Origin of the sequence: Streptomyces swartbergensis, assembly GCF_002148965.1 — a bacterium.
GTDB lineage: Bacteria > Actinomycetota > Actinomycetes > Streptomycetales > Streptomycetaceae > Streptomyces > Streptomyces swartbergensis.
In genome coordinates this window covers 1-14,769 of sequence record NZ_NGFN01000219.1, presented here as the reverse complement: position 1 = coordinate 14,769, position 14,769 = coordinate 1, and the positions used below count along the sequence as shown (strand labels likewise).

10 protein-coding genes, 2 tRNA genes and 3 pseudogenes are annotated in these 14,769 nt (G+C 65.1%); 8 read left to right on the top strand and 7 right to left on the bottom strand.

The features are described 5' to 3' along the window. Both CA983_RS48235 and CA983_RS28625 read left to right on the top strand, forming a co-directional pair. Nucleotides 1-183: pseudogene (locus tag CA983_RS48235) on the top strand (MarR family transcriptional regulator); the annotation flags it as partial. Nucleotides 184-475: 292 nt separating this feature from the next. Then, nucleotides 476-1,333 (top strand): helix-turn-helix domain-containing protein, encoded by an 858-nt coding sequence (locus tag CA983_RS28625; protein ID WP_086603721.1) that lies wholly within the window; start codon nucleotides 476-478, stop codon nucleotides 1,331-1,333. On the opposite strand, the gene CA983_RS28620 is transcribed toward CA983_RS28625, so the two are convergent. Then, nucleotides 1,318-1,488 (bottom strand): DUF397 domain-containing protein, encoded by a 171-nt coding sequence (locus tag CA983_RS28620; RefSeq protein ID WP_244207143.1) that lies wholly within the window; start codon nucleotides 1,486-1,488, stop codon nucleotides 1,318-1,320. The two genes, CA983_RS28625 and CA983_RS28620, sit on opposite strands and share 16 nt — an antisense overlap. 462 nt (nucleotides 1,489-1,950) lie before the next feature. Between CA983_RS28620 and CA983_RS28615 the strand changes: the two genes are divergently transcribed. From CA983_RS28615 to CA983_RS28605, 3 genes and pseudogenes are all read left to right on the top strand, one after another. Then, nucleotides 1,951-2,163 (top strand): COX20 family protein, encoded by a 213-nt coding sequence (locus CA983_RS28615; protein WP_086603719.1) that lies wholly within the window; start codon nucleotides 1,951-1,953, stop codon nucleotides 2,161-2,163. Between the two features lie 253 nt (nucleotides 2,164-2,416). Continuing rightward, the gene (locus CA983_RS28610; protein WP_143645578.1) at nucleotides 2,417-2,971 is read left to right on the top strand and encodes a hypothetical protein; all 555 of its coding nucleotides are present in this window, start codon (nucleotides 2,417-2,419) and stop codon (nucleotides 2,969-2,971) included. 99 nt (nucleotides 2,972-3,070) lie between these two features. Beyond that, nucleotides 3,071-3,226, top strand: a pseudogene (locus CA983_RS28605) (IS110 family transposase); the annotation flags it as partial. Nucleotides 3,227-3,936: 710 nt separating this feature from the next. On the opposite strand, the gene CA983_RS28600 reads toward CA983_RS28605, so the two are convergent. The 3 genes from CA983_RS28600 to CA983_RS28590 all read right to left on the bottom strand — a co-directional run bounded on the left by CA983_RS28600 (nucleotide 3,937) and on the right by CA983_RS28590 (nucleotide 10,436). Continuing rightward, nucleotides 3,937-7,539, bottom strand: a complete 3,603-nt coding sequence (locus tag CA983_RS28600; RefSeq protein ID WP_086603716.1) for a DEAD/DEAH box helicase family protein — start codon at nucleotides 7,537-7,539, stop codon at nucleotides 3,937-3,939. A gap of 201 nt (nucleotides 7,540-7,740) precedes the next feature. Beyond that, nucleotides 7,741-8,883 (bottom strand): restriction endonuclease subunit S, encoded by a 1,143-nt coding sequence (locus tag CA983_RS28595; RefSeq protein ID WP_086603715.1) that lies wholly within the window; start codon nucleotides 8,881-8,883, stop codon nucleotides 7,741-7,743. Next, complete coding sequence (locus CA983_RS28590; protein WP_244207142.1) at nucleotides 8,880-10,436, bottom strand: type I restriction-modification system subunit M; 1,557 nt, start codon at nucleotides 10,434-10,436, stop codon at nucleotides 8,880-8,882. The genes CA983_RS28595 and CA983_RS28590 overlap by 4 nt, the downstream gene beginning before the upstream one ends. 302 nt (nucleotides 10,437-10,738) lie before the next feature. Between CA983_RS28590 and CA983_RS28585 the strand changes: the two genes are divergently transcribed. From CA983_RS28585 to CA983_RS28570, 3 genes and pseudogenes are all read left to right on the top strand, one after another. Continuing rightward, the gene (locus tag CA983_RS28585) at nucleotides 10,739-11,677 is read left to right on the top strand and encodes a DUF3800 domain-containing protein (protein ID WP_086603713.1); all 939 of its coding nucleotides are present in this window, start codon (nucleotides 10,739-10,741) and stop codon (nucleotides 11,675-11,677) included. A 270-nt stretch (nucleotides 11,678-11,947) separates the two neighbouring features. Further along, complete coding sequence (locus CA983_RS28580; protein WP_086603712.1) at nucleotides 11,948-12,481, top strand: NUDIX hydrolase; 534 nt, start codon at nucleotides 11,948-11,950, stop codon at nucleotides 12,479-12,481. A 142-nt stretch (nucleotides 12,482-12,623) separates the two neighbouring features. Then, nucleotides 12,624-12,896: pseudogene (locus tag CA983_RS28570) on the top strand (replication initiator); the annotation flags it as partial. 418 nt (nucleotides 12,897-13,314) lie between these two features. Here the strand turns inward: CA983_RS28570 and CA983_RS28560 are convergent. The 3 genes from CA983_RS28560 to CA983_RS28550 form a co-directional block, all read right to left on the bottom strand. Then, a complete protein-coding gene (locus CA983_RS28560) occupies nucleotides 13,315-14,079 on the bottom strand; it encodes a DUF899 family protein (RefSeq protein ID WP_086603710.1) in 765 nt (254 codons plus the stop codon). A gap of 183 nt (nucleotides 14,080-14,262) precedes the next feature. Further along, a tRNA-Arg gene (locus CA983_RS28555) sits at nucleotides 14,263-14,335 on the bottom strand. 198 nt (nucleotides 14,336-14,533) lie between these two features. After that, a tRNA-Ser gene (locus tag CA983_RS28550) sits at nucleotides 14,534-14,624 on the bottom strand. Nucleotides 14,625-14,769 lie beyond the last annotated feature (145 nt).

Genomic DNA, 14,769 nt, shown 5'->3' with positions numbered 1-14,769 from the left:
CTCCGCGTCCGCGTAGCCGCCCGGCCCGACGCGGTCGCCCGCGTCCGAGAGGTCTACGAGCCCTGCTACGGCCGCTTCACGGAACTCTTCGCGGACTACTCCCCCGACGAGATCGCGGTTCTGCACGACTGGTTCACCCGCGCGAGCGCGCCGGCGGCGAACTACTTGGAGGAGCACTGCCGGCCCGACTGCCCCTTCGGGAACAAGGGATTCGATTTACCCCATTCCTGCACACCACACCTAACGCATCACCCACACGGGTCATTCATTCGATCACGCGTCCGGTGGCATCACTCTCATGTTTCATTTCTCCCCCCTATCCCGTGAATCCCTTCAGGACTTCGCTGCGTACCGAAGCGCCGGGATGCATAGTGACACCTGTCAAAAATCCGCGTAGCCTTGCGGCACTGGTCGTCTTGAACACGGTCAGAGTGCTTGGCCTCGGTACGACCTGTGGCACTAAGAGGAGCCCTTCATGCCCGATGCCGACCCCATGTTCTATCGCCAGCTTCTGAGCACACAGCTTCAAGAAGCGCGCAAAAAGGCGGGGCATTCGCAGCCTGATGTGGCTCGCGAGACAGGATGGTCCCTGTCCAAAGTCATGCGCCTTGAGTCAGGCCGTGTGAAAATCTCCATCACCGACCTCAAGGCATTGATCAGTTTCTACGGGCTCCCGCCCGAGAGCGCGGCGGAGTTGCGTCGCGCGGCAGAGGAAGCACGCCGACAGCCCTGGTGGTACGACTACCGGCTTCTGCTGTCGGAAGGATTCCAGTCCTACCTCGGTTACGAGGCATCCGCCTCCGTCATCCGAAACTTCGAGGCGCTCTTCGTCCCCGGACTCCTGCAGACGGAACCGTATGCGCGCGCCATTCTCCAGCAATCCGTGGTCCCGGAGAAAGAAGAACTGCTGGACCTGCGCATGAAGCGTCAGGAACGCATGCTGGGGGAGTCCTCGAAGACAGAACTCCGTTTCCTGATCGACGAGGCCGCTCTCCGGCGGATCGTAGGCAGCCCCGAACTGATGGAGGCGCAGATCCGCCACCTGGAGAAGGTCAGCACGTTGGATCACGTGACCATCGGAGTGGTGCCTTTTACGAGCGGACTGTACCCGCTCCTGCGTTCACCTTACGTCATCTTCGAGTTCGCGAAGGCCGGTCAGGAACGGGTGGTGTATCTCGAGAACCCAGACGGAAGCGTCATCCTCAACAACAAAGCGATCGTCGGCGTTCAGCGCAGCGTGGAGGACTATCTGGAAGCATTCTGGGAGGTGGAGAACAACTACGCTCAGCCCATCAAGGACTGGCGCGAGAATAATTCTCAGCTAGCGGCGTAGTGGCGAGACAGGGACGCCAGAAACGAGGTCCAGACTGAAGGGCTGACAGTCATCCAAGGCCCGTCGGACACTTTCGAGTCCCTGACCAGAACGCGACGCCCTAATGAGACCTCGACGCAGTTCTCAACCCCACTGGCGGAACTTTTCCGCCACACCGATGTCGGGTCCGGAAAGGTCACAACTCCCCCAATCCTGTACTGCAGCAACACGGCACAGTCAGGCCCCTGGCGCCAGTATGACGGCAGGAGCCATGACTGCCAAGGCTGCTGAATGCTGCAGCACCAGGCATTGAAGACCGGGGAGGACCATGGACGGATGACTGCATGGCGCCCAGGAAAACAACAAGGCTCATTTCGGCCAAGAATACGGAGAGCCTTTCACAGCGGTAAGGGGAGCCCTCGGCCAGCCGGCAAGCAATGCCCGAGTACTCCCCCACCGTGAAGCGTCCTCGTCCATCAACTCAAACCAGGAAGCCTCATGGCAAATAGTAACGCGCGTCGTGTCGCCAACCAGCCCCTCGGCGGGACAATCCTGGTCGGCTCGCGCCTCCTCGACGAGGCCGACCAGTGCGGCAACCGTCGGGAGTGTGCACGGATAACCCGCGCTGGAGGCACACGATGACTCAGCCTCCGCCGCTTCCCAGTGACGGCCACTGGCAGCGAGCCCTCCTCATCGTCATCGCCTTGCTGGTCGGCCTCCTCACCGGCCTCGCAGCCGGAGTGCTGGCCGTCCTCCTCCACGCGACGATCCGTGACGCGGCGAAATGGGCAGGAGCGACCTTCATGGCCGTCACCATGCTGCTGCTGAAAATCCGCGAACTCATGCGGTGATCACCGCCGCCTGCCCGAGGCGCGGAACAGCGGCGTTCGATCGCCCTCCAGCGCTTCGGTGCCGGGCCCGCACTGCTGCACCAGGCGGCGGGCCCGGGTGCAGTGGTCGGACCGCTACGCGTCCGTGCCTGATCGATGACCTTGAGACGGCCTTCTCCCGGGCGGAGCACGCTGCCTGCATCCCTCGCGTCAGATTCGGGGCCGCCGGATAACGGGTGTCGCGCAATGCTGCACGGGTGGGACACTGCCTGGCGTGCCTCGACCCGAACTCTCAGAGCCTGATTACCTGCGGGAGATCGAGCGGCTTGCCAAGGCCGTGACCACTGCGGCGTCCGCCGAGGGCCACCTGACTTACGGGTCGGATCCGGACGATGCCACGCCACTAGAGCGAGCCGTCAACGCGCTTGCCCGTGAGGTCCGGCACTATCACTTTCCCGGCGACGGTTGCTTGCCAGAGGAAGAGGACCGGCCCACGGTGCGGTTGGCGGGCGTGGTGGTACTCCGGCCGGCTTCCATGCCTTCAGGTATGCAGGAGACCTATGAGGAGGCGTGTGTCCGCCTCGGTGTTGAGGCCCGTGCTGAGGGATGGGCGCTGTGGAATACCTGGGGCAAGGGCGGTGCGCGAGTCACCATGGTCGTCTCGTCGGTCGACACGACAGTCGGGCTGCTGGCGAACTGGGCACGGGGCAGGACTGTGTACCCGGTGACCCCGGTGCCGTCCCAGATAGCCCAAATCCACCAGGGCTGGGCCGGCCCGATGACGTTCTCACCTCTGGGAGCCGAACAACTGGGCCTCACAGGGCAATGACCTGTGAGGCGTGGCCCAACCCGAACCATCAGCTTGGAAAGCTCAGGTGACGTGGGGGTGCTTGTGCCGCCGACCTGCTGCGAAGCGCGTGGGAGGTCCCCGTACAGGGACTTCTATCTCAGGAAGCGCGGCGAAGGGTTCAAGCACGTTCAAGCCGTGATCGCGCTCGCCCGTCGACGCGCCGGCGTCCTGTGGGCACTCTTGCGCGACAATCGGGCGTTCACCCCCGTTCCGCCGGTCGCTCAGGCAGCTTGACCGGCGGCGTACGTCCCCCCACGACCCGAAGTTCGCCGGGGCCCGGCGGCGCGGCGAGGGGCGAGCGGCGAGCGGCGAGGCGAGTCCCATGTGCCCACCGGCTCCCGAAGACGGGTGTGATCGTCGGACCGGACTGTGGGGGGCCTGTCCTCGGCCGTCCGCTCACGCCTCGCTCACGCGTGGGACTGCCTGGGCCAGTCCTTCATGGCTTGTCTTGTCCCCGGCCCGGGGAGAGGCCGCCCAGTGCCAACCGTGTCACGCGCGGCCAGTCGGCCGCCCCGCCGCTGACCCGCGGTGCGGAGGGGCGACGGCGCGGCACACGCATTCGGAGCGCCCCCGCGAGGTCGTGAACAGGGCGAACGTTGCCTGATGCGGCACTAGCCAGCCAGGGACCTGCAACTCGAGGGGCACCCGGCGAACCAGGGTGCCCCCTCGTCGTGCGCGGCCCGGGCTGCTGTACGCCCCGAAACGCCAGTAGCCCCGGATCTCTCCGGGGCTACTGATCTGTGTGCACTCGGCAGGATTCGAACCTGCAACCTTCTGATCCGTAGGATCGGGCAGGCCGTTGGGCCGGGGCTCCGCCTTCCTCCCGGCTGATCGCTGATCATCGTGATCAACAGCCTCTGTGTGCCGTCGTTGCCGTCAGGGTTGCCGTCAACTCGGAACAGTGGCACCGGCTCGCAGCGTACGCGATCGCCGCGACGCTGAGCCTAGACCGCCAAGGTAGTGGGCCTGGCTGTCCGCTCCAGTTCCTTGAAGATGACATTGAGGACTTCGAGTTCCTCACCGGTGAACAGGTCGTCGGGGCCGCCCGGGGCAAGATCGGCAAACGAGTCCTCGTAGAGGTCGCCCAGCCCCAGGATTCCGCGCCTGGCCACCGTATCGATGATCAACGTCAGAAAGTCGAGCTGGCGGGAGCTGAGCTGCTTGCCCGCGCAGAAGACCTCGAACGCCTTCTGTGCGGCCTGCCGGTCCAGCCCGCACAGCCCGCGCACCAACAGGCCGAGGCCGCCGGAGGACCGCACCTCGTCGAGGTCCTCCGGGGAGGCGATGGCCTCTGTGAGGAAGATCTCCTCCAGGTCCGCGAGATCGAGTTCGGTGATCTGCTCATTGAGACGCAGTTTGCGCACCACCGGCTGGTCCTCGTGGCGCAGGAGGTAGGCCCGGGCCTTCTGCTTGAAGCGCTGCTCGTCCGTGCCCTGGGGCATCCCTTGGATCTCGGCCTCGGTGACGTCGCCGAGCGTGTCGGCGAAGTCGGTGTAGACGACGTTCCGCTTGACCTTGGGATCGGTGAGACGCGCCAGGTGGCGCATACGACGCCGCATGTCCTCCAGCAGCGGGAGCGTGACGCCGTCCCACCACTCGTCGCCCGCCACCGCTTCCAGCAACTCGGCCTGCTCGCAGACCGCCGGGATGTTGGTCTTGGTAAGCAGGTTGGAGGCGATGTCCTGGATCTTCGCGCGCAGCTTCGCGAACTCCTTGCCGCCCTCCAGCGCGGCGAGCTGGAGACCGTACGCCATCAGGTCGAACCGCTTGGCCTCCTCGCCCGTCTCTTCGTCGTCCGGACGGAACTCGCTGGGCAGTCCGAGCAGGTGCTCACGGATCGCGGTGTCCGCGTCGTCGTCCACCCGGTGCCAGCTGCCGAAGTGACTGAAGACTTCGATCTCCCGGCGGTGCGGGCGGACCAGGAAGTTGTCCAGGTTCATACCGGTCACGGTGTGGTGCAGCCGGTGGGCCAGCGACCAGCGGATCTCCGCTTCGGTGCCGATGGCGTCGGGGCCGGCGTCCCGTGCCGGATCGGGCTGCTGCCGCTTGTCCAGGACCCGTACGAGGTCGAGCTGGCGCTGGAGGAGCTTTTCAGTGAGGGTGACGGCCCTACGCCCCTCCGACCGGTCGAGTTGACTGTTGAAAAAGTCGATGTTGCCGCAGAAGTCGAAGACGTAGAAATTCTGCTTGTTGTGGTCAGGGTTGTCGGGGTCGGGGCCGTAGAGGGCAGGACGCAGGCGGGTGCCTCGGCCGATCATCTGCCAGAACTTGGTCTTGGAGAAGACGGGCTTGGCGAAGACCAGGTTCACCACCTCTGGCACGTCGATGCCGGTGTCGAGCATGTCGACGGAGATGGCGATGTCGGGGGCGTTCGGCGGGTTCTTCGGGTTGGAGAAGTCGTCGATGAGGGACTGGGCGTACGTCTCCTTATACGTGATCACGCGCGCCGTGTGGCCAGCACCCTGCGGGTAGTTCGCGTTGTAGCGCTCCTCGATATACCGGGCGTGGTCGTTGTTCTTCGCGAAAATGATCGTCTTGCCGAGCCGGTCACCGCCCTCGACGCGGTGGCCGCGCGTCATCAGCGTCTCCAGCATCTTGTCCACGGTGTCCTCGTTGAAGAGGAACTTGTTCATGTCGTGGCGCCCCACCGCGTCCGGGATGTCACCGTCCTCGGTCCACTCCTTGGCGTCCCACTCCGCTTTCTCCTCCTCCGAAAGGTCGGCGTAGCGAATGCCGTGTTCCATGAACTTCAGCGGCACCTTCACCGCCTTGGGGAGGACGAGATAGCCCTCGGCGGCAGCTTCCTGGAGGTCGTAGGAGTCGGTCGGGACTCCGTCCTCCATGGCGAACAGCTTGTACGTGTTGTGGTCGATCTCGTCCTTGGGCGTGGCGGTCAGGCCAAGCAGCAGCGAGTCGAAATAGCGGAACAGCTCGCCGTACTTCGCGTACACGGAGCGGTGCGCCTCATCGATGACGATCAGGTCGAAGTAGCCGGGACCGAAACGCCGGCGACCCGCACCGTCGGTGACGTCGATCTGCTTCATCATCGTCTGATACGTGGAGAGGTAGACGCGGGCCGAGGCGGCCTTGTCGTCGAGGAGGCTGGCCGCAGGAGTATTCGGCAAGTTCTCCTTGAACGCCTTCATCGCCTGGGTGACCAGCGCCTGCCGGTCGGCGAGGAACAGCACCCGCTGCGCCCAGCCGGCCTTCATCAGCTGGTCCACGAGGGCCACGGTGGTACGGGTCTTGCCGGTGCCGGTCGCCATGACGAGCAGCGCTTGACGGCCCCGGTCCCGCTCGAAGGTCTCTCCTACCCGCTTGATCGCCCGGAGCTGGTAGGGGCGGCCGGCGATCTTCTCGTTCACCGGCGTGGCCGTGAGGGAGAGGCGTCCGGCGCGCTGGCGGATGTGCCAGTGCAGCTCGTCCTTGGTGAAGAAGCCCTGCACCTGACGGGGCGGGTAGCCGAGACCGTCGTCCCAGAGGTAGGTCTCGTACCCGTTGGTGTAGAAGATCACCGGACGGCGGTTGAACTGTTCCTGGAGCGCGTCGGCGTACAGCTTCGCCTGCTGCTGCCCGTCCCGAGCGTCCCGCTGGGTCCGTTTGGCCTCGACGACGGCCAGGGGCTTGCCGTCGTCGCCCCAGAGCACGTAGTCGACGAACCCCTTGCCCGTCTTGGTGGGCATCCCGGTCGCTATCGGGTACTCGGTGTCCTTGCCCCGGATGAGGAGGTCCCAACCGGCTTCCTTGAGGAGCAGGTCGATGAAGGCGTCCCGGGTCGCCTTCTCGTCGTAGTCATGGGTGTCCCGCACGGCCTGGTTGGCGGCCTTGGCAGCGGCGATCTGCGCCTTGAGCTCTTCGAGCTGCCGGGCGAGGTCCGCGTTCTGGGCCCGCTCGGCCGCGAGCTGCTCGGCCTGCTCCTTGAAGCGTGCCTCGTCCTCCGCCTCCTTGGCCTTGAGCTCGGCCTGCTTCAACGCGCGGGCCTGGGGGGAAAGGGGGCGCGGTACGGCGCTGGTGTCGAACTCCAGCCCGGCGGGCGGCAGCGCGGCTGCCTGGCGGGTGTAGGTCCGGGCGAACCAGTACAGGGAGTGGAACAGCTCCTTGACGCTGGCCTCGGCGACGGTCTTCGGAACCGGGGCGGCCTTGTGCACGGCGTTGTTACCGTGACGGCGGATGAGATCCATCTTGGCGTTGACCGTCGGCCCGACGAGCTGCCGAAAGCTCGGCTCGTGGAGCATCGCCGCGAGGTCCTTCTTGTAGGGCTCGCTGAGGCTGGTGTCCTTGTCGTACATCCAGCGCGCTGTGATCTCGATGGCGCGGCGAGCGTAGAAGCAGGCGGCACGGGGGTCGTGGTGGATCAACCGCTCGGCGCGGATCGCCTCGTCGTAGAGGGCGGGCCACTCGGCGCGGAGGAAGGCGAAGTTGCCGCTTGCGGTACGGCCGACATTGTCGGCTGCGGAACGATCGCGGGTGCTTTTGCCGTGGTCGGCCTGACCCTGGCCCTGGCCGTCGCTGTTCTGGCTGCTCAGACCGTTCTGGTCGCTACCCATGGCGGTGCCGTGTCCCTCTCCCCTTGTTGCGGCCCCGCCGTACGGGCCCGGGTCGGCGTCCCGGCCCGCACGAGGCCGACGTGTCCGTCCGTCTCCTACGGCAGAACCACCCTAGGGCCGGGCTCCCCTACCCGGCCGCACGGGCGGCGTGTGGTGCTGGTGGCGCGGTCGGTGCTGGGCACCGGGTACGGCGGAAGTGGCTTACGCGGCTTCGCCGGGGGCTTCATGTTCCCAGAGGGTGCCGGCGAAGGCACGGTGCTGGAGGGAGGTGAAGAGTTCGTCGAGGATGGCGAGATGCCGGACGTTCCTGTCCCGCTCGCTATCCACGCACTTTACTCGGCGCACAAATTCCTGTTGCCTGTCCACGGGTGGCACCAGGAGGGAAATCGACGAGAACTGTGATTTGTTGACCAAGCCCGTCATGGCTCCTGTCGATTTCCGCTGAATCAGAACCTTCCCCACACGGATCTGCTCCAGCATGAATCGCGGCAACGGGCCTTCAGGGATGAAGGCATTGATCTGCTGATTGATAGCAACTCGACGCCCCGCCAATGCGGAGTTCCCGATACTTTCCGGACTTCCCGCGATACATGTCACCAGAATCGCTTCGGCCGGGACGACCCGGCCGACTCTCTCCCCCGCTGCGGTCAGACGCTCAGCCGCCTGGCTTGGATTCAATTTAGGCGGCCTGATGTTGTCAGTCTTGATCCACTCGATACCGTCACCATAGTTTTCGGGCCTGGCCCGTGACGGCGTATTTCCTGTAACTACCGCACCAAGCTCGCCGATCGTTTTTCGATCCCACGAAGAATTGGGTGAAGCAGGGTCGCCGAACATGTCGATAAAAATGGACTGGGCAAGGTCGTCGAGGAGGGCGATGGCCTCGCGGCGCTTGGCGCGGAGGGTGTCCACCTGGTCAAGAACGGCGGCGATGCGCTTCTGCTCCGTGAGACTTGGCAGCAGGACGCTCTTGACATAAGCGTCCTTCCGGTTCAATCCAGGAATTGCTGCCGCACGGTTCATTTCTGTCAAGCCTAGGGTTGACAGCAGATGGCTCAGCCACTTCAAGTCCGCACTTGTGGCCGACTCATCGATGAAATATGTCGTATCGATCGGCCAGCATGCCTCGGGTGAATAATGGACCTCACCGAAGGAGCCCTTGCGGCCGACCACGACTGTCGGTCCGCAAGTGAATGCTTGCGAATGCGATCCGACAGGGCCGTTGGACCCAAAGACATAGAACTCGCCGCCGTCCCTCTGCGCGGCAGGCAAGCTTTTCCCGTACTTGAACTCACAGAACGACCCGAGCGTTACACTCTGCCAGCCGTCAGGGATATGCGTCATGCCAACATCCCCTTCAACTCGTCCATACCCTTGGCGATCTCCTCGTGCAGTTGCTCCAGATCTGCCAGGATTTCCTTCGGCGTCCGCGTCGCGATTTCCTCGTGGACGGTTTCCTTGTAGCGGTTCAGGGAGAGGTCGTAGCCCTGGGCCACGATGTCCGCCTTGGGTACGCAGAAGCTCTGCTCGGTCTTCGCCCGGTCCCTCTCCATGCCGTCTCGTTCCTGCCAGCGGGCCAAAACGTCCGGGAGGTTGTTCTTCAAAAGTTCGTCCGACGTCAGCGGGTCACCCTGTGGGCGGACGCCCAGGCGCTCCTCCGGAAGCAGCGGGTTGCGCTTGTCGTCCAGACTCAGGCCGTCCGCCTGCACGTCGTAGAACCAGACGTGGTCAGTGCCGCCCGAGTCCGTCTTCGTGAAGAACAGGATCGCCGTCGACACACCGGCGTACGGCTTGAAGACCCCGCTCGGGAGCTTGACCACCGCCTGGAGCTGCTGTTCCTCCACCAAGATGCGGCGCAGCTCCTTGTGCGCCTTGGTCGAACCGAACAACACCCCATCGGGGACGATGACGGCCGCCCGGCCACCGGGCTTCAGGAGCCGCAAGAATAGGGCCAGGAACAGCAGTTCCGTCTTCTTCGTCTTGACGATGCGCTGGAGGTCCACCGCCGTGGACTCGTAGTCCAGGTTCCCCGCGAAAGGCGGGTTCGCGAGGATCAGGGAGTAGCGCTCGGCCTCGTCGGCCGCGCTCTCCGCGAGCGAGTCGCGATAACGGATATCCGGGTTCTCGATGCCGTGCAGCAGCATGTTCATCGAGCCGATGCGGAGCATCGTATTGTCGAAGTCGAAGCCGTGGAACATCGACTCGTTGAAGTGCTTGCGCTGCTCCACCCCGAGCAGCGCGTCACGGTGCACCCGCTGCACGTACGCCGCCGCCTGCACCAGAAAGCCGGCCGTGCCGCACGCCGGGTCGCAGATTTCGTCGCGGGGCCCCGGCTGAGTCATCTCGACCATCAGGTCGATGATGTGGCGTGGCGTGCGGAACTGGCCGTTCTGGCCGGCCGTGGCAATCTTCGCGAGCAGGTACTCGTAGATGTCGCCCTTGGTGTCACTGCTGTCCATGGAAATGTCGTCGAGCAGGTCGACGACCTTCGCCAGCAGGTTAGGTCCCGGAATGGTGAACCGGGCGTCCTTCATGTGATGGGAGTACGTCGATTCGTCCCCGCCCATGCGACGCAGGTACGGGAAGACGCCATCGGCGACGAGCCCGTACATGATCTCTGGGTCCTTGACCTTGAAGTTCTGCCAGCGCAGATCCTGCTGATCTTCCGAGAAGAAGGGGTTCGGGTCGGGCTTGCCCGTTGCGGTCGCCTTGCGGTCCTTGCGGGTCTGGATTTCGTCCAGCCGCTTGATGAAGAGCAGGTACGTGATCTGCTCCATCACCTCCAGCGGATTGGAGATGCCACCCGACCAGAACGCGTCCCAGACGCGCCCCACCTTGCTCTTCAGCTCGCCCGTAATCACAGAAGAGGATCCTACGGCCCCCGAACCCCACGCCATCCAGACTTGACAAGCCCAAGACTCCAGGACCTTGCGTCTCAGAGTCGACCTCCGCGGACACCGTCCTGCCCGGCCCGCCACCCCGCAGCGTCGCCGTCGCGCCGGCCGCCTGGGCGGCGTTCCTCGGCTTCGTCCGTTCAAGGTTGACCGAAACCCGTACCACCTAACGTGCTCTCGGCTTGACCGACCGTAGCCGTTCTCGGCAGGATCGGACTCAGCAAGCAAAACATCGCGCATATGGCTGCGCAGACCCTGTGGCCGTCCCTTCGGGGGCGGCCACAGACGTGTTCCAGGGAGGTTCGGTGCATCTGTGCTACATCGACGAGGCGGGTAACGGGCAGACGCTCGATCCCGTGAGGCCTGACGCCCCTCCAGTCCTCGTCGTCGGCGGATTCACCGTGCCCCGGGCCCAGGTCAAGTCCCTCACCTGGGCCTTCCTCGACGTCAAGAAGCACTACCGACCGCAGTTGCGGAACGCTGACCAGCTCTCCGAGGTGATCCAGCACGAAATCAAGGGCTCGGACGTCCGCAAGAACCTCCGTGCCGGCAACCACGGCTGGCGACGTGCGGCCATGGAACTGGTGGCTTCGCTGCTCGACACATTAGAGTCCCACGAAGCTCGCATCCTCGCCCGCGTGTGGATCAAAGAGGAAGGGCTGGCGTTCGACGAGTCCGGGGTGTACCCGGCCTCCGTCGCCGCGCTGAACGAGACCTTCCAGGCTCAGCTCGCCCATGAGCACTCGCGCGGCATGATGGTCCTCGACAGCCGCACGAAGGTGAAGAACGCTCCCAATGTGCACTGCGTGACCACCCGCAAGTACCGCACGGGCGGCGACAGCCTCCGCGGGGTCATCGAGTCACCGGTCTTCGGCCACAGCGACACCCACACGCTTCTCCAGCTCGCCGATCTCGTGGTGTCCTCCCTCCTGTTCCCCATCGCGTGCCACGCCTACCTGGGCGACGTGACGTGGAACGTGCACTGTGACGACGCTTACCGGCCATTGCGGGAGCACTTCGGGCGGCGGCTGAAGAAGCTGCAGTTCCGGTACCAGGACCCCATGGGAAAGTGGCGCGGTGGGATCGTCGTGTCCGACCGGCGGACGCAGCAGCCGTCCAGCCTGATGTTCGGACCGAAGAAGACGATCACCGTGCCGACTACTGCGATCCCGGGACAGCCGGGAGTTCCGGCCCCCGAGCGGCGCGAGGCCGAGCGGGACGGGGATTTGCCGCTTCTCCCGTAACGGACGACATACGAGAGGAGCGGCAGCTTTGGCAGCCCAGTTGTCCAGCTCAACGACCGTAGACACCCAAGTGCTCGCAGCTTCCTAGGCCTACTAGGTCTCAGCGACATCCCCTGCTGTCGCTCGTAAGTTCGTCCGTCTGACGCTCAGTCCTAGCTGGGCGGGGTTCTCGACGACGCATCTCGTCAAAGTGACGCGAAAAGCTGGGAACTCGCATCGGCCTTCAGACCGGTCTGAGATCCTGGAGACCGATCGACAGGGGCCGCAGGTATGGAGTGGAAGACCCACGGTGAGCGACAGGTCTACACCAACAAGTGGGTGAATCTGTGTCTGGTCGACGTCCAGCAGCCTGATGGACGCAGGTGGGAGTACCACGTCGTCCGGCTCCGACACCTGGCCGTTGCCGCCGTGGTCAGTGACCGCCAAGAGGTCCTGATGATGTGGCGGCACCGCTTCATCACGGACTCGTGGGCCTGGGAACTGCCCATGGGCCTGGTCGAGGATGGCGAGACCCCGGAAGAAGCTGTTGCCCGCGAAGTCCTGGAAGAGACCGGCTGGCGCCCCGGCCCCATCAAGCCTCTGATCTATGCCGAGCCGGCGAACGGGATCACCGACTCGCAGCACCACGTCTTCCGCATCGATGGCGCCACCTACGCCGGTCCGCCCACGGAGAAGAACGAGTCCGACCGCATCGAGTGGATCCCTCTCTCAGAGGTGCGCGGGATGATAGACCGCCGCGAGGTCGTGAGCAGTGGATCGCTCGTCGGCCTGCTCTACCTGCTCATGGGTGAAGCGATCCGTTGACGGGCGGGAGGAGTTCCCGTAGCCGTGCCTCGAAGGCAAGAGCTACGGGCTCCTGCCTGTGTGGGGCCAACTGGTCGTAGAACTCTCTGAGATGCCCTGACGCTCGCTCCGAGGTTACCGCCGACGCGGGCTCAAGGGTTGCTACCTGCGCCGCGCCCTGGCCGAACACCTCGGCATGACGCAGAAGGCACTGAACGCCGCTCTCCGCGTCTGCTTCGCCAAGGTCGCCGAGTACCAGAAGCGCGGCCTGGTCCACTTCCACGCCGTGATCCGCTTCGACGGACCCGACGGCCACACCACCCCGCCCCCGCCTTGGGCCACCTTCGACGCCCTCCAGGTCGCCGTGGGCCTGGCGGTCGAGCGGGCCCGGCTCACCGTCGAGTTCGACGCCATCGGCGAGCGCGTGATCAAGTGGGTGCTCCTTCGAGGCTCTGTGTGTCCGCGCCGGCGTCCGCAAGGTCCGTTTCCACGACCTGCGTCACACGTGCGCCTCGCTGCTCCACGAACAGGGCCCGACGCCCGCATGATCATGGAAGTCCTCGGCCACAGCTCCATTCGCGTGACCATGGACATCTACACCTTCGTACGGCTCGACTCACAGCGCTCCGCCTTCGACCGCGTCGGGGAGGCACTGAGGGGTGACGGCAACGAGCCGGACGATGACGACGGCGCGGCCGGTGTCCCGGTAGCCGTCTAAGCGTGATTCGAAAAGCTCTGCGCGTATCTCTAAGGGCGGGCTCTCCGCACGAGCCCTCAGGCTTCGACCACACCGCCCGACGGCCGTCACTCCGCCGCGACGGCCGTTGGGCTTGGGCTTGGGCTTGGGCTTGGGCTTACGAGCAGCAGCCTGAGCTGCCCGTGGCCGTGCTGGGCTGTCCGCTGTGGAGGTCGTCGTCGTGGCCGGCGGCGATCCGTGCCCATTGCGCGGTCGGCCGTCCGTCCTTGCGGAACTGCTGGCCGAGCGTCTCGTACGGCTGCGGCCAGCCGGGCGGGGAGTCCTCCCACGTCTCCTGCCGCCCGTGCACGGTCATGTCGAGGATGCCGTAGGACGGCGCCATGGGTTCGACGCCGCGGCCGGTGGTCCAGTACGTCTCGTAGACGTGGTCCCCGTCGCGGAGGTAGCTCGCCTTCATCCCGAAGTGGCGGCCGGCGACGAGGCGTTCGTGGGACTCGGCGGGTACGGAGTACCAGGGCATGTCCCAGCCCATGAAGCGCCGGTAGCGGTCGGATTCCTCGTAGGGGCCCTGGCAGAAGACGGCGAAGGTGACGTCACGCTGGTGCAGATAGGACAGTTCGCGGACCTGGCCGGTGAAGAAGGTGCAGCCCTCACACTGGTCGGCGGCGGTGTGGCCGTCGTGCCACATGTGATACGACACGAACAGCTGAGTGCGGCCCTCGAAGACATCAATCAGGGGGACGTGTCCCTTGCCTCCGACGAGCGGAGCCGATGGGTCGACCTCGGTCATGGGCAGCCGCCGCCGGGCGGCGGCGATCGCGTCGCCCTCGCGGGTGTGCGCCTTCTCCCGGACGCGCAGGGTGTCGATTGCGGCCAGCCACTCCCGGCGGGAGACGATCGGCGGCTTGTTCACATCAGTCATGGCCGTACTGACCCTGCAGCTCGCAAGAAATCATCGGTGGAGCGCATGGCGGGCGCTACTGACCGCTTTCGCCGGATGGCTCGGGCCCGTACCCGTCCTCCGAGGGCGGTTGCCGTCAGACACTGCCGTCAAGACAAAAGTCAGAGGCCCTGTGGATCACTCCACAGGGCCTCTGACGTGCTGTGCACTCGGCAGGATTCGAACCTGCAACCTTCTGATCCGTAGTCAGATGCTCTATCCGTTAAGCTACGAGTGCTTGTTCTGTTTTTTCGCCGCTCTCGGGCCTTCCGGCTCGCTCGCGGCGACAGGAAGAACATTACATGACCGCCGCCGCCATGTGAAATCCGTTTGCCATACCCCTTGTGACCTGCGGAAATGGCTTCAGAGGGGCACCTGCGGCGAGGGCGATGACGGCGAAGCCCCGGTCGGGTGACCGGGGCTTCGTGATCAGGTGCGGAGGCGGAGGGATTTGAACCCTCGATGGGCTTTAAGGCCCAAACCGCATTAGCAGTGCGGCGCCATAGACCGGACTAGGCGACGCCTCCAGGCACATCCTCCCGCGCGAGCGCGAGTCGGTGCGTGCCGATGATGACACAGTCGAGCGTGCTGTCACCAATCGACCCCCACGGTACTAGGCGGGAAGGGCGCAGGGCAAAGGCCTTGTCCGGCCGGTAGGGCGGGGCCGGGGGG

Excerpts from the sequence above, each read along its gene's own strand:
- CA983_RS28615 (WP_086603719.1), top strand. The coding sequence starts at position 1,951 with ATGACTCAGCCTCCGCCGCTTCCCAGTGACGGCCACTGGCAGCGAGCC.
- CA983_RS28595 (WP_086603715.1), bottom strand. The coding sequence starts at position 8,883 with ATGACGCATATCCCTGACGGCTGGCAGAGTGTAACGCTCGGGTCGTTC.
- CA983_RS28580 (WP_086603712.1), top strand. The coding sequence starts at position 11,948 with ATGGAGTGGAAGACCCACGGTGAGCGACAGGTCTACACCAACAAGTGG.
- CA983_RS28600 (WP_086603716.1), bottom strand. The coding sequence starts at position 7,539 with ATGGGTAGCGACCAGAACGGTCTGAGCAGCCAGAACAGCGACGGCCAG.
- CA983_RS28560 (WP_086603710.1), bottom strand. The coding sequence starts at position 14,079 with ATGACTGATGTGAACAAGCCGCCGATCGTCTCCCGCCGGGAGTGGCTG.
- CA983_RS28590 (WP_244207142.1), bottom strand. The coding sequence starts at position 10,436 with ATGGCGTGGGGTTCGGGGGCCGTAGGATCCTCTTCTGTGATTACGGGC.
- CA983_RS28625 (WP_086603721.1), top strand. The coding sequence starts at position 476 with ATGCCCGATGCCGACCCCATGTTCTATCGCCAGCTTCTGAGCACACAG.